Origin of the sequence: Microbacterium sp. (genome assembly GCF_052102115.1) — a bacterium.
Lineage (GTDB): Bacteria > Actinomycetota > Actinomycetes > Actinomycetales > Microbacteriaceae > Microbacterium.
This window is the reverse complement of sequence record NZ_JBQDVP010000007.1, coordinates 24,873-43,239: the sequence shown is the minus strand read 5'-3', so window position 1 is coordinate 43,239 and position 18,367 is coordinate 24,873. Positions and strand designations below refer to the sequence as shown.

Genomic DNA, 18,367 nt, shown 5'->3' with positions numbered 1-18,367 from the left:
CCTACTGCTCGCTCGACACGACGCCCATGCCGGTGATCCAGCGGTGCACGGGCTCGTACCCGGTCCACGCGATGGATCCGCCCCAGGCGCCGGCGGCGGCCGCCCACGTGCGCAGCTCGCCCGCGCCGGGGCCCGCGGTGACCTCGATATTCTCCTCGTCGAGGCGGCCGAGCACGCTCGGGTCGGCCTGGATCCGCTCCAGGATGTCGCGATCCCACTCCTCGTTGACCTCACCGGACGCTTCGCCCTCGGCGAGCTTGAGGGCGGTGGCCTGGCGTCCTGCCTCGCGCTCCTCGACCTGGTTGCGCCCGTGGATCAGGAAGTCGCGCCACTCCGGAGTGATCGACGTGTCGAAGGCATCGATCGAGTTCGGCCAGTGCGACAGGCCGCCCGAGCCGATGACGAGGACGCGGGCGTCGAGGTCGCTCTGGGCGATGGCTGCGCCGACGGCCTGGCCGAACGCGTAACTGCGGGCGAAGGTCGGCAGCGGCGAGGTGCCGGAGTTCACGATGATCGGCACGATCGGGATGTCGATGGCGGGGTTCAGTCGCTGGTACACCTGGGTGAGCCCGTGGTCGATCCTCAGGTCGAGCGAGATCGCGGGGTCGAAGCCGCGGGCGGTCACGCCTTGGAAGATGTCCATGCCCAGCTGCGTCGCGACCGGCAGCTCGCCGTCGGGGGTGAAGTAGTCGCCGGCGCCCACGACGCGTTCCACGCCAATGCTGAAGGCGGGGAGCAGATCGTAGAAGACGCCGCGCGCGTGGTCGGGGCCGAAGATCACGATCGCGTCGGGCGCGAGCCGTTCGACGATCTCACGGGCCTTCGCGATGTACGACACGAACTCCGCACCGGGGTTGCCCGGCTCGGGATCGGGCTTGAGGTTCCACAACGGAGAGTGGGAGCTGCTGATGTTGCCGATGATTGTGGCCATGATGCGATTCCTTTCGGGGTTCAGTCCTGGACGGCGGTGCCGCCGATGAGCGTGAAGGCGACGAGTGCGGCTTTCTGGGTGCGGTTGGACCAGGCGTGGCGCGTGCCCCGCTGGATCAGCACGTCTCCGGGGTGCATCTCGCGCTCCTCACCGTCGAGCACGGCCCAGACGTCGCCCTCGATCACGAGCGCGTAGTCGAGCGACGGTGTCGCGTGCACCTGGTCGGACGGGCCGTCCGGCCGATCCGACCAGTCCGAGTCCGGCGGGAACTCGACGATGCGGAAGACCGATCCGCCGGCGGGAGGGTTGAGGCTCACCGGTCCGCTCACGCCGTCGTCGAGCGGGGCGTTGTTGTCGACGGGCACCTCGGCGTGCTGCCAGAAGTTCGTGACGACGAACGTCGGCGTGTTCGCGACGACCTGCACCGAGGGGCTCTCGCCGTCTGAGACGAAGACGGCCTTGCCGCTCTCGTCCAGACCGGTGACGAGCCGGCGGAACCTCCTGGTCGTCGGCGCGGGCGCCGCGCCCGAGAGGGTGACGTTGTGTTCGGCCATCTGGGTTGTGCTCCTTCTTCGATTCAGACCAGCGAGAATCCACCGTCGACGACGATCGTGCGTCCGGTGACGTACTTCCACTCGATGAGCGACTGGACGACCTCTGCGACGTCCTCGGGCTCGCCGACGCGGGCCAGCGGCGCCTTCTCGCGCCAGAACTGGTAGAGCGGCTCCCACGCCGGATCGCTCGTCCAGGGCGTCTCGACCAGGCCTGGGGCGACGGCGTTGATCCGCACCTCCGGGGCGAGCACGGGCCCGAGCAGCTTCACCAGGTGGTGCAGGCCCGCCTTGCTGACCGCATAGGGGATGCTGCTGCCGCCGACGTGAACGCCCGCCAGCGCGCCCGTGACGACGATCGCCCCGTCGCCGTTGGCGCGCAGGTGCGGCTGGGCCGCGAGGATCGTGCGCCAGATGGCGACGATGTTGTGCGTGAGGATGCGCTCCCACACGTCGTCGGTAACGGCGGCGAGATCGGAATGCGGGATCTTCGCCGTGGCACCGGCGGTGTACACGAGCGCGTCGAGGCGGCCGAACGCCGCCACCGCGGCGTCGACGACGACCGACGATGACGCCGCATCACCCATATCGGCGCGCACGTAGTGAGACCCGGGCAGGTCGGCGGCGATCGCATCGCCCGCGGCCTGCTCACGGGAACCCGTGATGACGGTGCGCCAGCCCGCTGCCGACAATCGGCGCGCAGTCTCACCACCGATTCCGCCGGTCCCACCGACGATCAACGCGACCTTGGCTTCGTTCTCCGGCATTCGACAACTCCTCGCATCGGATCTCACGATCAAACCATGTATCACCATACATGTTTCGCGAGACAATTCAAAGAAGCGGGGACTCAGCCCTTTGTGAACGGCAGCACGAGGCGAGACGGATGCCGCGCGTCACGGTACACCTTGTGGGTCACCGGTCGCCCAACGGGCAGGTGGAACGCGTCGGGCGGCAGCAGCGAGTTGTGCTCGTCTACGAAGGGCTCGTTGTTCGACAGCTCGACGGTCAGCCGGTGGCCGGGCAGCAACACCGCCGCGAACGGGTAGACCCGCAGCACGTACCCCTCGATCGCACCAGGCTCGACCGGCACCGCGCGCGTTTGCGGGTGGCACGGGTTGCCCTCGGCGGTGCGTTCGGTGTCGAGTTCGCGGTGCGACGCCTTGAGAAACCGGTGGTCAGCAGCTGGCGCTTGCCTTCGGGGCCTCGTCCCACAGCCGCAGGATGAAATTCGTGTCGTCCTGGTCGATCTCGGCGAACACGTGCGCCGCGCCGGTGCCGATCAGCTCGGTCGCCTCTTCGAACACGGGCGTCGACCAGATGAGCTTCTCGACCTTGTCGGTCACCGTGAGCGGCGCCTGGTAGAAGCCGTCCGCAGCGACGTGCTCCGCGGTCATCGACTCCGGCTCCGTCGACAGCTTGCCGCGCGGGCGCAGGTACAGCGAGCGGTACTCGACGTCCTTCGGCGGCCACTGCGCGCCGCCGACGACCTCGCGCGTTCCCTCTACGAAAACATTGAGCGCGGGCTCGTCCATGATCCCGTTGTCGATGCCCTTGATCCAGTAGTCGTACCAGCGGAACATCTTGTCGTGCTCCTCGATCCACGGGCGCGACTGCATAGGCGGGTACGAACCGATGTCGAGGCGCTTGGGACCAGTCCGCCCCGGACTCGAACGCTGCCCAGAACACCTGCTCTCGTGATGGATCGACCCGCAGATGATGGCGATCATCACGCCCGACCAACGCTTCTCAGTCCGGCACGCGACTCGAACGGAACCCGAGCGCATCGACCGCGTCACCGGTGCTCAGGCCGCTACGACGCAGCTCGAGGTACCGGTCACGCAGGAATCGGTAGCCGACCTCCTTATCGATCCCCGCCATCCGGGCGGATCCTACGCGCCAGATGAATGTACTCATCGTTGGTTTTGAGACACCTCGGCAGGACCGAGATGGTCACGCCCAGGCCGGATGACGACTGCAAACGGAGCGCGGCATCACCCTGTATTCGTCCTGGGTACGAGGGGCGAGGACGCATAGCCACTCGGGGCTCCGCTCGCGAACGACAGCAGCTCGTTATCCCGAGCCCGTCGATTGACTCGCCACGCCGGCGAGGGCAGTTCACGCTGCGATCGGAATAATCCGAGAATCGGAACAATCGGCGAAGAAGTCGTCGCCGTCGACATCGAAATGCACCTGGCGCCCAACGAACGCCAGGCCTGGTCCGAGTTCGCGCATGGTGTCGAGGATCCGATCGAGCATGCGTTGCTCGAGTTCTCGTTCGGAGGCATTGCTGTCGACTGCGAGGAACTGCAGTGCATACGGGTCCTTGGTGATCTCCTGAGCCTGCTCGGAATCGAGTTGGTCGAGCGCACCAGCGAAATTGCTCGGTGCAGCTGCCTCCCGCTCGTGTAAGCGAGTGGTGATCTGGTGCTGGAGTACCGATCTGGTCCAACCGTGATGAACGTCCTTCGCGGCGTACCAGTCGCGCAACTCTTGGTCGTCCAGTTTGTCGAGCAGCTCGATCACGTGCCCCCACGGCAATTGTCCAACGGGCCGTTGGACAATTGCGTCCTCGTCCGGCCAGGCCTCCGTCCATCATTCCCGCAGACGTCTCGTCGCTCGACAAGGCGCTCGACTACTTCTTCGGCGGCGCATTCACGGAGTCGAGCGATGAGGACGCCATCGTGCTCGGACTCGTCGAGATCGCACGGACCAACCCGCGAATCGCGGCAGTGCTCGCCGAAGCGCACCGCGCCACCCGAGCGAGGATCGTGACGCTTGTGGGCCAGGCTCATGCCGCAGCATCCCCCGAGCAGTGCGCGTGGGCGGCCGAGGGCATTCTCACCGCGGCCATGGGCAACGTGTTCCTCAGCGACTTCGACCGCGATTCCGATCGCACCGCCCAGGCGCGACGTGCGATCGAGGCGATGCTCAGCACGCTGTAGCGGTCTGCCCGAACGCAGTGCGGGGCCGGCGCATCAGCACCGGCCCCGCACTGCGGATCAGACCGTTCAGTCGTCCTGCGACCCCGCGGATCCGCCGGTCACTGCGGCGCTTCGCCGCCGCACGAGGGCCGTCCCCGCTGCGGCGAGAGCGAGAGCGATGAAGACGGCGAGCAGGATGCCGGACGTGTCAGCACCGGTGGTCGCCAGCGCTCCATCGTCATCCGCGGATGCGGAACCGTCCTCGCCGCCGGTGGATCCGGAATCCGAATCATCCGAACCACCTGTGCCGTCCGTGCCGTCGGAGCCGTCCGAGTCGTCGGCGCAATCGGCCCACGTGACGGACTTCCCGACGGGCGCGTCGATGGCGTCGCAGACGTCGACCGCCGCATCGCCGGCGAACCGGATCGAGGACCCGTCGATATCGACATCGAGCGACTCACCGAGATAGGTCAGGCCGCTGACCCCGCCCGTCGCGCCGTCGAGCCGGACGAACGTCGGGTCTCCGGCGTCGGTGCGAACCCCGTTGGCCATCATGACGAAGTCGATGTAGTTCGAGATCCCGAACAGCGATGGACGAACGCCTCGTGCCCCCACGGAATCCCCCGGTTCTCCGCCTGCGTAGTAGACCTCGGCGAACCACCCGCTGCGCACCATGTCACGGATGATGGCGTTGACCAGCACCGAGGCGCGGTCGCGCAGCTCCGGCTCGGACGAACCGGAGACGGGCTCCATGTCGAGCAGACCGTACGCGATCAGCTGGATGTCCGGCGCCTTGACGGCGAAGTCCCCCAGCCCTGCGAGCTGCTCGGTCTCGTCGTAGTCGGAGAGGAAGCGGTCCATCACCTTGACCATCGAGTGCTCGTCGAGCTGATCCATGACGAAGGCCGTCGAGGTGTAGAACGAGAACCCCGGACGAACCCACTGGCCGTCCTCGTTGCGGAACGGACTTCCCTCGGTGTCGTCCCCGAAGGGCACCTCGTCGCGCGACGCATCCAGATACACCTTCTGAACCGTGTCCCAGACCTTGCCGTCGGCATCCGCCCCGGTGGGGAAGAACCAGTCCGCGTAACTCGCACTGATCTCCGAGATGATCGACTCGTACCGCTCGACATCCGCATCGCGACCGAGCAGGTCGGCGATCTTGATCGCGAACTCGAGATCGTAGGCGAGCGAGGTGACGAACTCGCTGTCGCGCTCGTCGAAGTGGTTGTTCTCACCGAGCACCCACCGCATGTTGTAGCGCTCCCAGTTCAGGTGCAGCGCGAGGGCGTCGTAGATGCCCTCGAGCTTCTCGCGATCTCCGGTGACCGAGTAGAGGATCCACGCCGTCTGCGCCTTCCGCGACGGCAACGACTCACCGCCGAGCTCGCCTCGCGTGCCGTACTCCTCGTCGCTCGGTTCGGTCGCATCGGGACCGTCCTCGACCAGCGCCATCATGCCCTGGAAGGACGCCCAGGCGTTCTCGGGGTCCACGTACACCAGCTGCTGCATCCCCAGCAGGGAATCCCAGCTGGCGACGTTCTTCGTCCCCGGGGTGCCGTTCATCCACATGGATGGCTTGCCCGTGCCCAGTTGCGCGTACTCGTTCCCGGTCTCCGGCGTCGCCGGAAGCACGTTCATCTCGAGATTGACCCAGGCTTTGAACCAGAAGTGGCGCATCTCGTCGCCGGTCACACCCCCATCGGCGACGCGCTGGACCGAGAAGTCCTGCACCTGAGGCACGGACGCCAGATAGCGATCCCAGAACGAGGTCCACTCGTCGCGGTCGCCCGCCGGGTCCTGCGCAGCGGCCGCGGCACGCTGCTGCGACGCGGCGACGGCGTCATCCGTGACCCGCTGATCATTGACGGCGAACCCGAGTCCGATCGACGCGGTGCCGGAGTCGTCGGGCAGCGACGCGGCCCACGCGCCGCTTCCGGCAAGAGGCTCGGACGACCCGCCACCGGTGGAGAGCTCCGCCACGGATGCGCCGAAACGGATGTCGACGCCCTCCGGCAGCGCGAGCGAGAACGTCTCGTCCGTTCGCACGACCGTCAGCATCTCGCTGTCCTGATCCCAGGTGGCCGCACCCTCGTATGCTCCGGCGAGCGCCGCTGAGGTCGTGGCCGTCACAGTCCTCGAGAACGAGTCCTCGTCATGGAAGACATCAGCGGTGCCGATCGTGCCCTCGGCGTAGCTGCCGAGCGATTCGAGCGCCTGCGGATGCCAGGTGTTCTCGTACGAGCTCGCCGTCTGCAGCCAGGGCGAACCGGAATGGAAGGCCAGATCATCGAAGGTCGTGTGACCTCCCCTGCCGATGTGGAACAGCTTCACCGTGAACGTCTGCTCGCCGCTCCACCCCGTCGCGGCCTCGAGATCGTAGGTGAGCACGCCCGTCTGAGAGGTGTCCGGCTGCACCGTGACGTCATCGCCGCTGCCGGTGGAGAGCTTGAGCGCCCACTCGCCGGAGGTCTCGGCCACCCTGATGCTCAGCAGCCGAGTGCTGGCCAGGTCGACCGTGAAGCGCCGCTCGACGGCACCGAAGTCGTGCTCGCCCAGCCGCACCGTCGACTGCGCACCATCGGAGGAGATGCTCGCGGAGTACCCGGAGCTCTCGGCCGTCGCCCATTCCGTCGCGTCGTCGAGGTCGTCCACGAGTGCGTCCGACGCCCCGGCCCAGGGCAGTTCGCCGTCGTTGTGCAGCGCGATCGACCGCAACGAGACCGTGCCGCCCGGCTCGCCGGACTTGTTGACCGCATAGATCCTGATCGTGAGTCGATGCGGGCCGCTCGTCCAGTCATAGGCGTCGGCAAGGTCGAAAGTGACGGATCCGGTGTCCGTCGAGTCCGGCTGGAGTTCGGCCAGATCTTCTCCGTCGCCGTCGGCGACCTTCACGTTCCAGCTCGTGTCCGCGCTGAGGGATGCCACATCGACGGTCAGCAATCGCGTGTCCGAGATGTCGGCCACATCCACGGTTCGTGCGATGTGTCCCCACTGATTCGCGCCCTCCAGCGCAAGGGTGGTGATGCCGCCCTCCGACTCGGCGGCGACGCCCGAAGACGACCAGTCCTGCGCGTCGTCGAACGATTCCGAGAACGCGGTGCGATAGGCCGCGCCGTCGGGGCGCTCTCCGGACGTCGCATACGTCTCGAGCAGGCGCTTGTGGTGCAGCGCCTTGTCGTTCGCGTAGTAGCCGAGGTGAAGCGGCAGGGCAGGGCCGGAGGTCTGATCGAGTTCGCTTCCTGATCCGCCGGAATCGAAGGGGTTGAGCACGATGCGGGAGTCCGGGACCGACAGCCAGCGCTGCTGCGCCTCTGATCCGTCTGCGAGGTACGCAGTGCTCACCTCCTCCTCCGGCGCGGCCAGAGCCGCCGTGGGCGCGATCAGCGCACCGCCGCCGACGACGGCGAGTGCGGCGATGCCGGCGGTGAGCCGTCTCGCGTAGGGGCTGGATCTCATCTCGTGTCTCCTTACTTCGTTGTATGGGGCGCACGCACGGCGCTCTCGTGAAGCGGTGCGTCCGGTTGCGCGTCAGTGTCGACGCAACGCTGCGAGTGCCTTCTCTCGCCGCGCGTGCACGGCCTCGGTCGACGCCGCTTCGATGTTCAGCCGCAGGAGCGGCTCGGTATTGGATGGCCGGATGCTGAGCCACCACCGGTCTGCGGAGGCGATGTCGTCGTCCCAGTGCGAGATCATCACTCCGTCCAGTGTGTCCAGCTCGAGTCCGGAGGCGGGATCGTCGGCGCGGAAGCCGTCGATGAGAGCCCGCTGCGCGGCCTCGACGTCCTGCACGGGCAGGTCGATCTCGCCGGACCGCGAGTACGGGTCCAGTTCTCCGGCGACGACGGACAGGGGCCGGGTGTCCGTGGCGAGCGCGGACAGGACGTGCATCGCCGCGAGCAGCCCGGAATCAGCGCCGAAGAAATCGCGGAAGTAGTAGTGCCCGCTGTGCTCTCCGCCGAAGACCGCGTTCTCGCTCGCCATCAGCGTCTTGATGAAAGAGTGTCCGACACGGGTGCGGACCGTGCGGACGCCGTCGCGGGCGAGGACCTCGGGCACGAACCGCGACGTGATCAGGTTGTGCAGGACGACAGGCTGCTCGCCGTGCGCCCTCACGCGACGGGACTCGCGCAGGCCGATGAGAGCGGTCAGGACGGACGGATCGACGCGGTGACCGCGCTCGTCGATGACGAAGCACCGGTCGGCGTCGCCGTCGAACGCGAGTCCCAGGTCGGCGCCGCGGCGCACGACCTCGGTCTGGAGGGCCGCAGTGTTCGCCGGCACGATCGGGTTGGCCTCGTGATTCGGGAACCGACCGTCGAGCTCGAAGAAGAGCGGGATGATCTCCACCGGCAGCGCGGGCAGGCCCGCCGCATCCCCGAGGACCGCGGGAACCGTGAGACCGGCCATCCCGTTGCCGGCATCCACCACGACACGCAGGGGACGGGAACCGGCCAGGTCGACGAGCCCGCGCAGGTGCGCGGCGTAGGCGCCGAGAACGTCCACAGGTTCGCATCCCCCCACCGAGACGATGGATGCCGGGTCGTCGAGGAGTTCCTGTGCGCGCTGCTCGACGTCGCGAAGCCCGGTGTCCTGTCCGACAGGACGCGCACCCGGCAGGCACAGTTTGATGCCGTTGTACTCGGCGGGATTGTGGCTCGCGGTGAACATCGCCCCCGCGGCTTGCAGATGGCCGGAGGCGAAGTAGAGCTCATCGGTCGAGCACAGTCCGACGTCGTGCACGACCGCACCGGCCGCTCGTGCGCCTTCGGCGAAAGCGGCGGCCAGCTCGGGACCGGTTGAGCGCATGTCCCTGCCGACCACGACACTCGTTCGCGTCTCGACGCTGCGTACGACCGTCTCGACGAAGGCCTGTCCGATGACGCGTGCACGCAGCGCGTCGAACTGGTCTGGCACGACGCCTCTGATGTCGTATGCCTTGAAGATGTGCGAGAGATCACCCATCAACGCGTGTCAGCTCCGCAACGCCGATCTTCGAGTCCGCCATCCCGTAGAAGACGAATCGCCGATCGCCGATCTGCTCGATGGCGGTGGGGAAGACCACGTTCCCGAGGGTGCCGGTCATCTCATCGTCGGTCTCGGGCGCAAGCAACGGCTCCGAAGTGCGGGCGATGACCCGACTGACGTCATCCGCGTCCAGCAGCATCGCTCCGGCCGTGTAGCGGGCACCGTAAGCGAGCTCGAAGCCCTTCGTGTTCGCGCCGGTCACCCCATGGTGCAGCACGAGCCACCCCTCGGGAACACGCAACGGGGCGGGCCCCCCGCCGATCTTCGAGTCCTCGTAGGGGAACATGGATGCGGCCAGCTGCGATGAGTTCTCGACGAGCACGAGGGATGCGACGTCGCGCAGAGCGCTGTCGAGATCCACGAATCCGATCCAGATCGCGGGGCGATCGTCATCGATTCCCGCCGGGGTCGGAGCGCCCTCGCCGGGGCGGAGCCAGTCCAGATCCCACATCGGACGGTGCAGCACCGCGAGCGCCGGTCTTCCGTCCGGTCCGGTGACCGCCTCGGGGAAGAAGACGATGTCCTTGTTCGGGAACAGATTCAGATCGGTGTCGAGCTCCGGCTGATATGCGAAGCGGACCGGCCCGAGACGGCGCCAGTGGACGGTGTCCTCGGAGACCGCGAGTGCGGGTTTCGGGCCCAGCGGGCCGTACGCGATGTAGGTCATCACATGCAGCCCGAGCGGCTCGACAAAGGTGATCCGGGGATCTTCGACGCCCGCATTGGCAGCTCCGCGCTCCCACCCCTCATCGGGTTCGAGGACCACGCCCATCCGCTCGACGCCGACGGGCACGCCGTTCTCGATCACGACACGGGCACGGCCGACCCTGGAGACGTTGCCCTCGGCCACCATCCGCGGGAAGAGGTAGAGCTCGCCATCCTTCCCCCACGCGGTCGCCGGATTCAGAACGCCTTCGACCTCCAACGGATCACCGGGCTCGGGCGACATGATCGTGCCGATCCGACGCAGGTCGTAGGGCACGGCGACAGAGAGTTTTGTTGCGTTCACAGAGTCTTTCCTCGTGGGATCTCAGGGGTGGAGGCGCAGCGGTCAGCCCTTGACGGCCGACCCTAGATTCGCCGAAGTGAAGTGGCGCTGGAAGAGGATGAACAACACGACCGCCGGTATGGCGAGCACGCAAGCCCCGGCGAGAACGGCGCCCATCGGGTTGTCCTGGAACGTGGAGTTGGCCTGGGAGAAGTTGGCCAGGCTCACCGCGAGCGGCTGCATCGAGGCATCCTTGGTCACCAGGAAGGGCCACAGGAACTCGTTCCACGGTCCGATGAACGTCACGAGCATCGCGGTGAGCACCGCAGGGCGCACCAGGGGCACGGCGATGGTGCGCAGGATGGTGAACTCTCCGGCTCCGTCGATGCGCGCGGCGTCGAAGATCTCCTTGGGGATCTGCATGAAGTACTGCCGGAAGATCAGCACGGCGACGGAATTGACGGCGAACGGGAGGATCATGCCGACATATGTGTCCGCCAGCCCGAAGTACCGCACGACCATGACGTACAGCGGCACCATCAGCAACTGGAACGGGATCGCCTGCACGAGCAGGACGAGCGCGAATACCAGCCCCTGTCCGCGGAATGACAGGATCGACAGCGCATATCCGACGAGCAGTCCGAACACGAGAGTGCAGCCCATGACGCCGGCCGTCATGATCAGCGAGTTCCCCAGGGACTGCAGCAGATTCAGCGACTCATTGACATCGACGAAGTTGTCGAGGGTGAGATTGCCGGGCAGCGGGAGCAGGCCGAGAAAGCTCGTGTCACGCTGCTTCTGCAGCGCGCCGATGATCATGTAGTAGAACGGCAGCAGCGAGATGATCGCCCCCAGCACCAGCAACGCGAACCGCAGCCCGATCATGACGCGGGCGCCGAACGAGGAGCGGGCGCGCCCTGCGGGGACGGTCTCCGAGGTGGCGCTCATCGGTTCTTCCCTTCCGTCACGCGCCGGGAGGCGAGGGACAACAGCATCACGACGATCACGAGAACCATTCCGATCGCGGCTGCGATGTCGGGCTGGCCCTGCTGAATCCCCTTCTGGTACATCAGCAGCGAGGGCGTCATCGAGGCCCCGTTGGGGCCGCCTCCGGTGAGCAGATACGGCTCGGTGAAGATCTGCCCGGTCGTGATGATCGACAGCAGAACGACCAGCGAGGTGACCGGCCGAACCGAGGGCAGCGTCACCGAGCGGAAGCGCTGCCAGATGCCGGCACCATCCATCTCGGCCGCCTCATGCAGTTCGGCGGGGACGTTCTGGAGAGCGGCGAGGTAGAGCAGGATGAAGAAGCCCAGGTTCTTCCAGGTGACGTACACCGCGATCAACGGCATGATCAGCCCCTGGTTCGCGAGCCATGACGGGTCGGGGGCGAGATCACCGAGGAACTTGTTCACCACGCCGTTGCCGCTGAACATGAAGATCCACACCGTGAGGGTGGCAACCGAGGCCGTCACATACGGGATGTAGTACGAGACCCGGAAGAAGCCCTTCCAGTGGATGACCGAGTTCAGCCCCATGGCGAACACGAGCGCGAGCACGACCGTCAGCGGCACGTTGATGACGAGGAAGACCAGCAGGTTCAGGAACGACTGGCGCACCAGCGGATCGGTGAAGATGGTGGCGAAGTTGTCGAATCCGACGAACGGATGCTCGACCTGCACGCCCGGTGCGGTGAAGAAGAAGTCATGCAACGACATCCAGACGCCGAAGCCGAAGGGGACCAGGAAGACCACGACGACGAACAGGATGTACGGGCTGCTCAGCAGCAGACCGATCGGGTTCTCCCCCAGCCATCGCTGCAGGCGCCGTCCGCGCCGCGGGGACGGGGTGCTCTCACGCGCATCCCGTCCCCGCACGCGCACAGCCTCATTCCTGAGGGTGCTCATCTCGTATCTCCTCGGCTCGTCAGTCTGCGATCGCGTCGACTGACTGCGCGGCCTCTTCGAAGGCCGCCTTCAGATCACCTGATCCCGACTGGACGTTCTGACTCCAGGCGTCACGGAACACCTGCAGCTTCTCGGCGAGACCGCCCACCGTCGGGACGTCCACGGCGAGGGGGACTCCGGTGGAGAACGGTTCGAAGAACGGCTCGGACGCCAGGAAGTCCGCCGCCAGTTCGTCGACGTCGGTGCGCGTGGGGAACTGACCCGTGCCCTCGAGCAGGGCGAGGTCGTTGTCGTCGTTCGTGGCGAACTTCAGGAAGTCCCATGCGGTCTGCTGGTTCTCGCAGGAGCTGTACAGACCGATGTTCTTCGAGTCCGCGAACGTCGAGGTCTCGTCCGCGGCGGTGCCGTCGGAGGTGGGCAGGGAGACGACGCCGTAGTCCACCTTGCCGTCGAACTGCGCCTTGCCCCATGGACCTGCCACTCCCATGGCGGAGACGCCGTCGGCGAACGGACCCGCCCACATGTCTCCGCTGTACGCCTCGGCCGAGGAGTAGCCCTCGGAATAGAGGGTCTGCCAGAACTCCAGCGTCTCCAGGCCGGCTTCGCCGGCGAACGCGGCCTCCCCGTCCTCGATCAGCTGCGTGCCACCGGAGTTGGCGAGGAAGAACGGGTAGAAGTCGAAGTTGACGTTCGTGTAGTCCGCTGTCGCCGGCGGGTACAGGGCGTAGTCGGCCGCACCGGACTCCTTGATGGCCTTGGCCGCCGCGAGCACGTCGTCGTACGTTTCGAGCGCGGGGTTCTCGGGGTCGAGTCCTGCCTCGGCGAACACGTCCTTGTTGTAGTACAGCATGAACGGGTTGGTCTTCCACGGCAGCTGATAGAGGTCGCCGTCCGCGCTGCGGAAACCGTCGGCCGCACCACCGGAGCGGGAGGTGATGTAGTCCTCGGCGTCGTCGAATGTCTTCGACAGGTTGACCAGGCCGCCCTGCTTCTGGAAGGCCGGCACGGCCGAGGGCGCGGTGTTGAAGACGAGGCACGGAGTGTTGCCCGCGGTGATCGAGGCCGCGATGACGTCCTCAGAAGAGCTTCCGGCGGGGATCGCCTGCGCGGTGACCTGCTCATCGGGGTGGTCGGCGTTCCAGGCTTCAACCACCTGCTCCCCCCAGGCGATCTCCTGCTCGTTCGTCGAGTACCAGATCTCGATGGGGCCGCTGGTGAGCTCACCGGACCCTCCGCCGTCTGTGCTGCCCGAACTGCATGCCGCCAGTGGAACGGCGAGCAGCCCCAGCGCTGCCAGCGATGCGATGTGTGTGTGACGCCTCATTGTGTCCAACTCCCTTTCGGACTCGTGTCCGGTCGAATGTGCAGGGCGCGCATCGGGTCCACGAGCTCGACCTGGTGACGCACGGACAATCTAAACCGGTTCAGTTAAAGAGTCAAGCCAAGCCCGCCCAAGCACCCGCCACCCAAGAGAACAAAGAACGACCTGCCTCCGATCGTTACTAAACCGTTTCTAGACCGGAGCTATGCTGAAAGGATGACCCCCTCCGAAACCGAGGCAGCCGACCACGAGGCGCGGCCAGCGGACCTTGCCGGACGCCGTCCGACGATCGGTGACGTCGCCAGCAGGGCCGGAGTATCCAAGAGCGCGGTGTCGTTCGTCTTCAACAACAGGCCGGGGGTGAGCGCCGAGTCGCGCGAACGGATCCTTCAGGCGGCCGCCGAGCTGCGCTGGAGGCCCAGCGCCCGTGCGCGCGCCCTCTCGAGACGCAGGACGCAGACGGTGGGCCTGGTGATCCGCCGCGAACCCGAGTTGCTCAGTACCGATCCGTTCTTTCCGCAGTTCGTCGCCGGCGTCGAGGCCGGGCTCTCCCGGCACGGGTACGCGCTGCTGCTGCAGGTCGTGGCCGATGCCGCCGCCGAGAAGGCCGCCTACGAGAGGTTCGCCGACGAATCACGGCTCGAGGGCGTTTTTCTCACCGATCTGCTGATCGACGACCCGAGGCCCGCACTGCTCGCGTCTCTCGGGCTCTCCGCGATCGTCGTGTCACCGCGCGCAGCGGGCGAGACGGCGCACTCGATCGGCATGGATGACGGCGTCGGCATCCGACGAGCGGTTCAGCATCTCTTCGCCCTCGGCCACCGGCGCATCGGCCACGTGACCGGGGCGGCCGGCTATGTGCACTCCGAACTGCGCCGTCGATCGTGGGAACAAGCGCTGAGCGAGCTCGGGCTGCCTGCGGGACCGCTGGCCATGGCGGATTTCAGCGGCGCAGCCGGCGCACGCGCGACGCACGAGCTTCTGGATCTGCCCGAACCCCCGACGGCGATCGTCTACGGCAACGACCTGATGGCCATCGCAGGGATGGCGGCTGCGGCCGATCGTGGCGTGCGTGTTCCCCGAGACCTCTCGATCGTCGGATTCGATGACGTGCCATTGGCCGCATTCGTCTCTCCTCCCCTCACCACGGTGAAAGAGAACGTGGTGACGTGGGGCACGGCCGCGGCCGAACTGCTCGTCGCGACAGTCGAGGGCGGCGAAACCCCTGAGATCGACCTGCCGCACGTGGACTTCATCGTCAGAGGCAGCACGGCGAAGGTGCGATCGACCGAGCCGAGCGACAGGTAGCACGGCCGGTCGATCGCACCATCCCAAGAGGCCCTACTGCTGCGGAGCGTTGGCCATCGCGATGAGTCCGTCGATCATCTCGACACTCACCCCTTCGCCGTCGCCGCTGAGCGCGCCCATCATGCCGATGCGGCCGATGGGGAACGACTCCATCATCTTCGACATGTCGACGCCCTCCGGCATGATCGACGACGCGCTCTGATCGAAGTCGCCCATCGCCTGGGTTATCAGACCCTGCACGATGGGACCGGCGACCGGGTGACGCAGCACCTCACCCATCGACGACGTGCGCGACAGCGGCAGCGTGACCGCATCGCCGTCGACCGTCACAACGACGGACGAGCGGATGTCGCGGCTGGATGCGGCGACATCCAGCGTGTACTCGCCGCCTTCGACGACCCAACGATCGGCGCGGATATCCCAGTACGCGAGGTCTTCGCGGCGCACCCGCAGCGTGAGCGCACGAGTCTCACCCCGCTCGAGCGCGACCGACGCGAACGCCTTGAGCTCTCGCGGCGCCCGTTGAACGGTCGAGCCGGGCAGCGACGTGTACACCTGCACGACTTCACGGCCCGCACGATCGCCGGTGTTCGTGACGGCGACCGTCACCTCGATGTCGCCGTCCGCCGCTACAGCGGCCGAGGCATCCGCATATGAGAACGTCGTATACGACAGGCCGTGGCCGAAGGGGAACGCGACGTCGAGGCGGCGCGCGTCGTACCAGCGGTACCCGACGAACAGCCCCTCGCCGTAGCGGGTGTGGGAGAACTCACCGGGGAAGTCGAGGTACGCCGGGGTGTCTTCGATACGAGCGGGAACGGTCTCGGTGAGCTTCGCCGAGGGGTTGACCTCGCCGAACAGCACGTCGGCGGTGCCACCGCCCCCGGCCTGCCCTAGTAGCCACGCCTCGAGGATCGCCGGCACGCGCCCGGCGAACGGCAGCGCGACGACCGAGCCGTTCGAGAGCACCACAACCGTGTTCGCGTTGACGGCAAGCACGGCATCGAGCAGGTCGAGCTGTGCAGCCGGCAAGTCGATGTCGTCGCGGTCGTAGCCCTCGGACTCCAGCCGCGCCGGCAGTCCGACGAACACGACGGCCACATCGGCGGCGGATGCCGCGGCCACGGCCTCATCGCGCAGCGCAGCGACCTCGTCTGCTGCGACCTCGAGCGCGTTGCTGAAGCCGCGAGCGTATGCGACTTCGCCGGTGGCGAGTGCGCGGATCTCGTCGAGCGCGGTGTCGAGGCGGGTCGGATTGATCATCGACGACCCTGCGCCCTGGTAGCGCGGCTTCTCGGCGAACTCGCCGATGACGGCGAGCTTCGCGTCCCTCGCGAGCGGCAGCAGCGGTCCCTCCTTTGCTCCCGCTCCCTGCGCCTGTCGAAGGGGGTCGTTCTTCAGCAGCACGATCGAACGTCCGGCCGCCTCGCGGGCGAGTGCATGATGCGCGTCGACGTCGAGAGGGCCTGCGGCGCGGCCTGCTCCCTCGGTCGCCTTGCCCACGAGATCGAGCACGCGGCCGGCCGCAGCATCCACCACGACCTCGTCGAGTGAGCCGTCCTCGACCGCTGCGACGATCTGCGCGTCTGTGACGCCGCCGGAAGCCGGCATCTCGAGGTCCATGCCGGCGGAAAGACCAGGCACCCGCTCGTTCACGGCACCCCAGTCCGAGACCACGAGGCCCTCGAAGCCCCACTCGTCGCGCAGTACCTGCGTGAGCAGCCACGGATCCTCCGAGGCATAGACCCCGTTGATGCGGTTGTACGAGCACATCACGGTCCAGGGCTGTGCGTCCTCGACGACTCGCTGGAAGCCGCGCAGGTAGATCTCGCGCAGCGGTCGCGGGTCGACGTCGGACGAGGACCGCATCCGGTCGTTCTCCTGGTTGTTCGCGGCGAAGTGCTTGAGCGAGGCGCCGACGCCCTGGGACTGAATCCCCTTGACGAGGGCGGCGCCGAGCGCACCGGAGACGATCGGATCCTCCGACAGGTACTCGAAGTTGCGCCCGCACAGCGGCGACCGCTTGATGTTGACGCCGGGACCGAGCAGCACCGAGACGTTCTCGATCGACGTCTCGGTGCCGAGCGCCTCGCCGACGCGCTGCACGAGATCGATGTCCCACGACGAGCCGAGACCGACCGCCGGCGGGAAGCACGTGGCCGGCACGCTGTCGCCGATGCCGAGGTGGTCGCCGCCCTCGCGCTGCTTGCGCAGGCCGTGCGGTCCGTCGGTCATCATGATCGCCGGCACGCCCGCGCGGTCGATCGGCTTGGTGTACCAGAAGCTCGCGCCGCTGGTGAGCGAGGCCTTCTCTTCGAGGGTCAGTTCCGTCACATCGGGGATGCTCATCGGGTTCCTTACTGTGTTGAGTGGTGTTTTCAGGAGATGCTCGTCGTGATCGGCGGTGCGGATCGAGTCATCGCGTGGGCTTGATCGGCCAGACCGCCAATGCTCCCAGGATGCCGAGGATGATCGCGACGGGGAAGAGGCCGGCGTAGCCGAAGAGCAGCACGATCGCGCCGGCGAGACCTGGCGCGAGCGTCTGCGGCAGCGTCGCTGCGATGTTGACGACGCCGAGATCCTTCGCGAACGACTTCGCCGAGGGCAGCACCTCGCTCATGAGTGCCGTGTCGACCGCTTGGAACATGCCGAAGCCGAATCCGGCGACGAAGGTCATGATCATCCACGCGGTGAGGTCGGGCCACATCCACGGCAGCAGCAGCGCGAGGGTCACGACCAGCGCGGAGGCGAAGACGAAGGGCTTGCGCCGGCCGATCCGATCGGAGAGCGGCCCGGAGACGACTGTCGAGATGAGAATGCCGACGAGACTGAGGATACCCAGCAGCGGGATGACCTGCTCAGGATGCTCGACGCCGAAGTAGTCGGTGAGGAGGAACAGCTGATACCCGATGACCAGGAAGTATCCGGTGTACAGCAGAAGCCGCCCGGTGAACGCCCAGAAGAAGTCGGGATGCTTGAGGGGGCTCACCCAGAACGTCCGGAGGAACTCGTTGAGGCGGAACGGCTCGGGCTCGATCTTCGTGCTGGGGTAGTCGGGGTTCGCCACAACGAACAGCGCCAGGACGACCAGGGCGAACATCGCGAAGACGATGTAGCCCGCCGTCAGACTGTTGAAGAACAGGGAGCCGACGATCTGGCCGCCCAGCGCGCCGACCATGAGCCCGATGCCGGAGAGCGCGGCGAACGTGCCGCGACGTCTCAGCGGCACACGATCGGGCATGACGGCCGAGAGAGGTCCCTGGGCGAAGTTGTAACTCACCTGCACGAGCGTCCATGCGATGATCACGCCGACGAGAGAGTCCGCGAACGCAAGGCCGACGAGTGCGAGGCCTCCGGCGAGCGCCCCGAGCATCATCCACGGTGCGCGGCGACAGTTCTCACTGACCAT

At 66.9% G+C, this 18,367-nt stretch carries 17 protein-coding genes; 2 read left to right on the top strand and 15 right to left on the bottom strand.

Going from position 1 to position 18,367, the window contains the following annotated elements; translation table 11 throughout:
- Nucleotide 1: 1 nt before the first annotated feature.
- The 7 genes from ACTICP_RS04025 to ACTICP_RS03995 form a co-directional block, all read right to left on the bottom strand.
- Nucleotides 2-931 carry a hypothetical protein gene (locus ACTICP_RS04025; protein WP_441889742.1) on the bottom strand — a complete coding sequence of 310 codons (930 nt, stop codon included), beginning with the start codon at nucleotides 929-931 and terminating at the stop codon, nucleotides 2-4.
- 20 nt (nucleotides 932-951) lie between these two features.
- Nucleotides 952-1,485, bottom strand: a complete 534-nt coding sequence (locus tag ACTICP_RS04020) for a cupin domain-containing protein (RefSeq protein ID WP_441889740.1) — start codon at nucleotides 1,483-1,485, stop codon at nucleotides 952-954.
- A gap of 23 nt (nucleotides 1,486-1,508) precedes the next feature.
- A complete protein-coding gene (locus ACTICP_RS04015) occupies nucleotides 1,509-2,249 on the bottom strand; it encodes an SDR family NAD(P)-dependent oxidoreductase (RefSeq protein WP_441889738.1) in 741 nt (246 codons plus the stop codon).
- Nucleotides 2,250-2,332: 83 nt separating this feature from the next.
- Nucleotides 2,333-2,713: a CocE/NonD family hydrolase C-terminal non-catalytic domain-containing protein gene (locus ACTICP_RS04010; RefSeq protein ID WP_441889846.1), complete on the bottom strand. Its 381-nt coding sequence runs from the start codon at nucleotides 2,711-2,713 to the stop codon at nucleotides 2,333-2,335.
- Nucleotides 2,661-3,101 carry a CocE/NonD family hydrolase C-terminal non-catalytic domain-containing protein gene (locus tag ACTICP_RS04005; RefSeq protein WP_441889736.1) on the bottom strand — a complete coding sequence of 147 codons (441 nt, stop codon included), beginning with the start codon at nucleotides 3,099-3,101 and terminating at the stop codon, nucleotides 2,661-2,663. Before ACTICP_RS04005 ends, ACTICP_RS04010 begins: the two co-directional genes overlap by 53 nt.
- A 130-nt stretch (nucleotides 3,102-3,231) precedes the next feature.
- The gene (locus ACTICP_RS04000; RefSeq protein ID WP_441889734.1) at nucleotides 3,232-3,363 is read right to left on the bottom strand and encodes a hypothetical protein; all 132 of its coding nucleotides are present in this window, start codon (nucleotides 3,361-3,363) and stop codon (nucleotides 3,232-3,234) included.
- 237 nt (nucleotides 3,364-3,600) lie between these two features.
- Nucleotides 3,601-4,023 (bottom strand): PDDEXK nuclease domain-containing protein, encoded by a 423-nt coding sequence (locus tag ACTICP_RS03995; RefSeq protein ID WP_441889732.1) that lies wholly within the window; start codon nucleotides 4,021-4,023, stop codon nucleotides 3,601-3,603.
- Nucleotides 4,024-4,046: 23 nt separating this feature from the next.
- Here ACTICP_RS03995 and ACTICP_RS03990 point away from each other — a divergent pair, with 23 nt between their 5' ends.
- Nucleotides 4,047-4,427, top strand: coding sequence for a hypothetical protein (locus tag ACTICP_RS03990; RefSeq protein ID WP_441889730.1), 381 nt, complete (start codon nucleotides 4,047-4,049; stop codon nucleotides 4,425-4,427).
- A gap of 66 nt (nucleotides 4,428-4,493) precedes the next feature.
- On the opposite strand, the gene ACTICP_RS03985 is transcribed toward ACTICP_RS03990, so the two are convergent.
- The 6 genes from ACTICP_RS03985 to ACTICP_RS03960 form a co-directional block, all read right to left on the bottom strand.
- Nucleotides 4,494-7,865: a hypothetical protein gene (locus ACTICP_RS03985; RefSeq protein WP_441889728.1), complete on the bottom strand. Its 3,372-nt coding sequence runs from the start codon at nucleotides 7,863-7,865 to the stop codon at nucleotides 4,494-4,496.
- 72 nt (nucleotides 7,866-7,937) lie between these two features.
- Nucleotides 7,938-9,371: a phosphomannomutase/phosphoglucomutase gene (gene manB, locus ACTICP_RS03980; RefSeq protein WP_441889726.1), complete on the bottom strand. Its 1,434-nt coding sequence runs from the start codon at nucleotides 9,369-9,371 to the stop codon at nucleotides 7,938-7,940.
- On the bottom strand, nucleotides 9,364-10,383 hold the full coding sequence (locus ACTICP_RS03975; RefSeq protein WP_441889844.1) for a glycoside hydrolase family 130 protein: 1,020 nt from the start codon (nucleotides 10,381-10,383) through the stop codon (nucleotides 9,364-9,366). Before ACTICP_RS03975 ends, manB begins: the two co-directional genes overlap by 8 nt.
- A gap of 102 nt (nucleotides 10,384-10,485) precedes the next feature.
- The gene (locus tag ACTICP_RS03970; protein WP_441889724.1) at nucleotides 10,486-11,370 is read right to left on the bottom strand and encodes a carbohydrate ABC transporter permease; all 885 of its coding nucleotides are present in this window, start codon (nucleotides 11,368-11,370) and stop codon (nucleotides 10,486-10,488) included.
- Nucleotides 11,367-12,329 (bottom strand): carbohydrate ABC transporter permease, encoded by a 963-nt coding sequence (locus ACTICP_RS03965; RefSeq protein ID WP_441889722.1) that lies wholly within the window; start codon nucleotides 12,327-12,329, stop codon nucleotides 11,367-11,369. Before ACTICP_RS03965 ends, ACTICP_RS03970 begins: the two co-directional genes overlap by 4 nt.
- Before the next feature lie 19 nt (nucleotides 12,330-12,348).
- Nucleotides 12,349-13,653, bottom strand: a complete 1,305-nt coding sequence (locus ACTICP_RS03960) for an ABC transporter substrate-binding protein (protein ID WP_441889720.1) — start codon at nucleotides 13,651-13,653, stop codon at nucleotides 12,349-12,351.
- A gap of 213 nt (nucleotides 13,654-13,866) precedes the next feature.
- Here ACTICP_RS03960 and ACTICP_RS03955 point away from each other — a divergent pair, with 213 nt between their 5' ends.
- Nucleotides 13,867-14,958, top strand: a complete 1,092-nt coding sequence (locus tag ACTICP_RS03955) for a LacI family DNA-binding transcriptional regulator (RefSeq protein ID WP_441889719.1) — start codon at nucleotides 13,867-13,869, stop codon at nucleotides 14,956-14,958.
- Nucleotides 14,959-14,991: 33 nt separating this feature from the next.
- On the opposite strand, the gene ACTICP_RS03950 is transcribed toward ACTICP_RS03955, so the two are convergent.
- Together ACTICP_RS03950 and ACTICP_RS03945 are read right to left on the bottom strand one after the other, a co-directional pair.
- Nucleotides 14,992-17,307: a glycoside hydrolase family 3 C-terminal domain-containing protein gene (locus tag ACTICP_RS03950; RefSeq protein WP_441889717.1), complete on the bottom strand. Its 2,316-nt coding sequence runs from the start codon at nucleotides 17,305-17,307 to the stop codon at nucleotides 14,992-14,994.
- A 67-nt stretch (nucleotides 17,308-17,374) separates the two neighbouring features.
- Nucleotides 17,375-18,367, bottom strand: coding sequence for an MFS transporter (locus tag ACTICP_RS03945; RefSeq protein ID WP_441889715.1), 993 nt, complete (start codon nucleotides 18,365-18,367; stop codon nucleotides 17,375-17,377).

Coding starts and splice junctions, on each gene's coding strand:
- ACTICP_RS04020 (WP_441889740.1), bottom strand. CDS start 1,485: ATGGCCGAACACAACGTCACCCTCTCGGGCGCGGCGCCCGCGCCGACG.
- ACTICP_RS03985 (WP_441889728.1), bottom strand. CDS start 7,865: ATGAGATCCAGCCCCTACGCGAGACGGCTCACCGCCGGCATCGCCGCA.
- ACTICP_RS03950 (WP_441889717.1), bottom strand. CDS start 17,307: ATGAGCATCCCCGATGTGACGGAACTGACCCTCGAAGAGAAGGCCTCG.
- ACTICP_RS04005 (WP_441889736.1), bottom strand. CDS start 3,101: ATGCAGTCGCGCCCGTGGATCGAGGAGCACGACAAGATGTTCCGCTGG.
- manB (WP_441889726.1), bottom strand. CDS start 9,371: ATGGGTGATCTCTCGCACATCTTCAAGGCATACGACATCAGAGGCGTC.
- ACTICP_RS03955 (WP_441889719.1), top strand. CDS start 13,867: ATGACCCCCTCCGAAACCGAGGCAGCCGACCACGAGGCGCGGCCAGCG.
- ACTICP_RS04000 (WP_441889734.1), bottom strand. CDS start 3,363: ATGGCGGGGATCGATAAGGAGGTCGGCTACCGATTCCTGCGTGACCGG.
- ACTICP_RS03970 (WP_441889724.1), bottom strand. CDS start 11,370: ATGAGCGCCACCTCGGAGACCGTCCCCGCAGGGCGCGCCCGCTCCTCG.
- ACTICP_RS03945 (WP_441889715.1), bottom strand. CDS start 18,367: ATGGTCAGTGAGAACTGTCGCCGCGCACCGTGGATGATGCTCGGGGCG.
- ACTICP_RS04025 (WP_441889742.1), bottom strand. CDS start 931: ATGGCCACAATCATCGGCAACATCAGCAGCTCCCACTCTCCGTTGTGG.
- ACTICP_RS03965 (WP_441889722.1), bottom strand. CDS start 12,329: ATGAGCACCCTCAGGAATGAGGCTGTGCGCGTGCGGGGACGGGATGCG.
- ACTICP_RS03975 (WP_441889844.1), bottom strand. CDS start 10,383: ATGTCGCCCGAGCCCGGTGATCCGTTGGAGGTCGAAGGCGTTCTGAAT.
- ACTICP_RS03960 (WP_441889720.1), bottom strand. CDS start 13,653: ATGAGGCGTCACACACACATCGCATCGCTGGCAGCGCTGGGGCTGCTC.
- ACTICP_RS04015 (WP_441889738.1), bottom strand. CDS start 2,249: ATGCCGGAGAACGAAGCCAAGGTCGCGTTGATCGTCGGTGGGACCGGC.